Raw genomic sequence first — 3,391 nt, 5'->3', positions numbered from 1 at the left:
GTGTATCGGCTGTCTCGCCGCGGCGCCCCGTGGTCAACGCGGCGCACCGTGTCGTGGCTGATCGGTTGCCTCGCTTTGCTATTCGCCACTTCATCAGGACTCGGCATGTACATGGCGGCAACGTTCAGCATGCACGCCGTCGCTCAATTGATGCTCACGATAGTGGTGCCGGTGTTGCTCGTGCAGGGCGCACCGGTGACCCTCGCGCTGAAGGCATTGCAGGCAGTCGATCCCAACGGGGTGCCTGGTCCCCGCGAATGGCTTGTCAGCGCGCTGAATTCATCATTGTTGCGTTTCATCGCTCATCCGTGGACGGCGCTCACGCTTCTGGTGGTGGGCGTCTACGGGCTCTGCCTCAAGGTCGTCTTCGATGCCGCCGTGAGCGAACACGCCTCGCACATGCTGATGATCGGGTACTTCCTGCTCAGTGGAGCACTGTTCTTCACCGCTGTTGGCGGTGTGGAGCCGGTGCCACGGTTGATGCCCAAGCGGGGCCGGATCGCGATGCTGTTGTTCGCGCTGTCGCAGTTCGTCATTGCTGGGGTCGTGGTGATGAACATGCGTGAGGTTCTCGGTGGCGCCTTCTACCGCTCCTTGAAACTGAGCTGGCATGCAGACTTGCTGAGCGACCAGCGGTTGGGAGGCCAAGTCATCGCTGCCGGCGGGCTTGTGGCGGTGATGGCGGTGATCGCGGTGCAGATCGTGCCGCGCCGCCGCTCGACTGCGATCGAGCAGATGACGACCACGGCTAGCCTCGGCTCATGACGAGGTACCGCACCGTCGGCATAACGGCCTGCATCGCCCTGGTCCTGGGGCTGAGCGCGTGCAGTGACACCGCCCCCGTATCGCGGCGTGACATCGCCGTCACTCACAACGACGCCGATGTCGCCTTTCTCCAGCAGATGATTCCTCACCATGCTCAGGCCATCGAGATGTCCGATCTCGTGGTGACGAAGTCAGACGCCGACCCACAGGTCGCCGCTCAAGCCGTGTCCATCAGCAGCCGGCAGGCATCCGAGATCGAGATGATGCGGGGCTGGCTGGCGCTGTGGGGTGTGGGCCCGGCCGCCGCGCAGCAGCATCATCCGAACCAGTGCGGCATGGTCTCGTCCGCGGATCTCACGGCGTTGCAGAACGCCGGTGATGCCGCAGCCAACCGCCTGTATCTGGAACTGATGATCGCGCACCACGCAGGGGCGATCAAGATGGCGCGTACCGAGGTCGATGCGGGACATAGCCGCTACGCAACCTACTTCGCACAGGGAATCATTTCCTCGCAGCAACGCGAGATCGACGTGATGCGGTCGATGTCGACCCCCGGCATCGCCGTCGACGAGGCGGCGCCGGCATGTTAGCGCCGATGGCGCCATCCACGTGCCGAGGTGTCGAACCGCTGCGCCCTGGGGCCGCCATCAATCACCGCGGCTATCCGTTCAAGGCCTGTTCGACTGCGGTCTTCAAGTCGTCGTAGCTCCTGAACTCCACTTCGGTTCCGTCGAGGAAGAAGGTCGGTGTGCCCTGGACACCGAGGGCCTTACCGTCAGCCACATCGACATTGACACGATCGAGTGTGGCGGGGTCGTTGTAGGCAGCGTCGAACGCCGCCATGTCCAGCCCAAGTTCGGCGGCGAACCCGCGGAATCGGGAGTCCGCCGGAGTTTGCTGTTCGCCCCACTCACTTTGCGTCTCATACATCTTCTTGTACATGGGCTCGAACTTGTCCTGCTGAGCGGCCGCCTCGACCGCACGCGCCGCCCGCTCTGCATTGAAGTGCGACTGAATGGGGAAGTAGCGGATGACGAAGTTGACGCGGTCCCCGTACTCGGCGCGCAGCTGTTCGACCATCGGGAAGGCCGCGCGGCACGCTTCGCATTCGAAGTCGAGGAACTCGACGAAGGTGACATCGCTATTTGGCACGTTGGTGAGGCGGCGACTGTTTTCCCGGACCAGCTGACCGACGTCTCCACCCTGGGCTTGCGCGGAGCCGGGTGTGTCCTTGTCCTGTGCCGAGAGATAGACGCCAACCCCGATGATCATGGTGATGACCGCGAAGACGGTCAGCAGAATGCGTGTGAGAGGTGCCATTCGAATGCGTCCTTCTTGAGTTTCACCGAACGTCTATGATGCGCCGGAGCAGCCGTCTACCGCAGCTCCGACTCGGACCGTGCCCGCGGTTGAGCATCGCGTGTCCGACTATATACGGAGGAAGACCGTAGATCTGTTATGCCCTCGGTTGGCGGTGCGAGGCTCTGTGGGCGGCGAGGCTCTGGCCTGCCGGTCTCATTTCTCGGTTCTAGTTCTCTTCTGATGATGTCCCCACCCTCCCTGTTTCAAGCAGGCACGCCGTCAACAACCTGTCAGGTCACGACACCTAGCCCGTGACGGCACACTTGCCATCCGCGGGCATGTACGTAGGCGGATAGTAGGAGCCGGTGCTTACCCGGCGTGCCGTCGGCCCTGATGTCCGTGGGGCTGACAAGCTACGCACGTGAAAGCCGTCGTCTCCGGACTTGTCGCTATGACCGTCTTGCTCTTCGCGCCGACGCCCATGGCCGCCGCTGAGATCGGACAGCGCGTCGCGCAGGCAGACGCCTACCTCGCCACCCGTCCCGGCGTAGTGGGCTATGTGCTTCGCGACCGGACAACCGGAGAGACTCACCGCAACGAGGTGGCCAACACGATGATGTGGACCGCATCCACCATCAAGCTGGCGATGGTGGTCGATCTGTTGACTAGGGCACGCGCCGGCCAGATCACCTTGACCCCGGCCGACCGCCAACTCATGGCCGACATGATGCACTCATCGGACAGCGGCGCTGCGGATACGCTTTGGGAACGCTATAGCGGACCGGACAACATGGCGTTCAACCGCAATTTCGCCACGTACGGACTCACTAGCCTGCAACCGCAGCCTGGGTTCAGCAGCACGCACCCGTACTGGGGCTTTCAGAAGGCCACGAGCGAGGACCTCGACCGGCTGATGAACTACACCCTCACGAGCTTGCCTGCGGCCGAAACCGCGGCCATCGTGTCGGAGATGCAACACCTCGATGCCAACCAACAATGGGGAGTCTGGGGAGCGGGCGCGGCCATGACTCCCGGCAACAAGAACGGGTGGTCTCAAGAGCAGGGCGGCTGGGTCGTCAATAGCGTCGGTTTCGCCGGCCCTCGACAGCGCTACACGTTGGCGATCATGAACTCGCTCAACGGGGAAGGCGGCTACGACGATGGCGTGGAAACGACCACCCGCCTGGCGCAAATCCTGCTTGCCCCAGCTTAGTCACCACCAGCGGACCTAGGAGCGTGGGTCAGTAACACGCCGGGCGGGGTGCCTGGGCCGGTGGCGGGTGTAGGGGATCATGGGGTGTGCCTGATGATCTCGATGCCGACG

The 3,391-nt window shown here is 63.3% G+C and carries 4 protein-coding genes; 3 read left to right on the top strand and 1 reads right to left on the bottom strand.

Annotated elements, in window-relative coordinates; all coding sequences use genetic code 11:
* Both H7I57_RS32590 and H7I57_RS32585 read left to right on the top strand, forming a co-directional pair.
* A complete protein-coding gene (locus H7I57_RS32590; protein WP_264028495.1) occupies positions 1–765 on the top strand; it encodes a cytochrome c oxidase assembly protein in 765 nt (254 codons plus the stop codon).
* Entirely contained in the window at positions 762–1,355 is a 594-nt protein-coding gene (locus tag H7I57_RS32585) for a DUF305 domain-containing protein (protein WP_011767879.1), read from the top strand. The genes H7I57_RS32590 and H7I57_RS32585 overlap by 4 nt, the downstream gene beginning before the upstream one ends.
* A gap of 70 nt (positions 1,356–1,425) precedes the next feature.
* On the opposite strand, the gene H7I57_RS32580 is transcribed toward H7I57_RS32585, so the two are convergent.
* A complete protein-coding gene (locus H7I57_RS32580; protein WP_011767880.1) occupies positions 1,426–2,085 on the bottom strand; it encodes a DsbA family protein in 660 nt (219 codons plus the stop codon).
* 433 nt (positions 2,086–2,518) lie between these two features.
* Here H7I57_RS32580 and H7I57_RS32575 point away from each other — a divergent pair, with 433 nt between their 5' ends.
* Positions 2,519–3,280, top strand: coding sequence for a serine hydrolase (locus tag H7I57_RS32575; RefSeq protein ID WP_011767881.1), 762 nt, complete (start codon positions 2,519–2,521; stop codon positions 3,278–3,280).
* The last annotated feature ends 111 nt before the right edge of the window (positions 3,281–3,391 follow it).

This window comes from Mycolicibacterium pyrenivorans, assembly GCF_025821625.1.
GTDB classification, from domain to species: Bacteria; Actinomycetota; Actinomycetes; order Mycobacteriales; family Mycobacteriaceae; genus Mycobacterium; species Mycobacterium pyrenivorans.
This window is presented reverse-complemented; position numbering and strand designations above follow the sequence as displayed.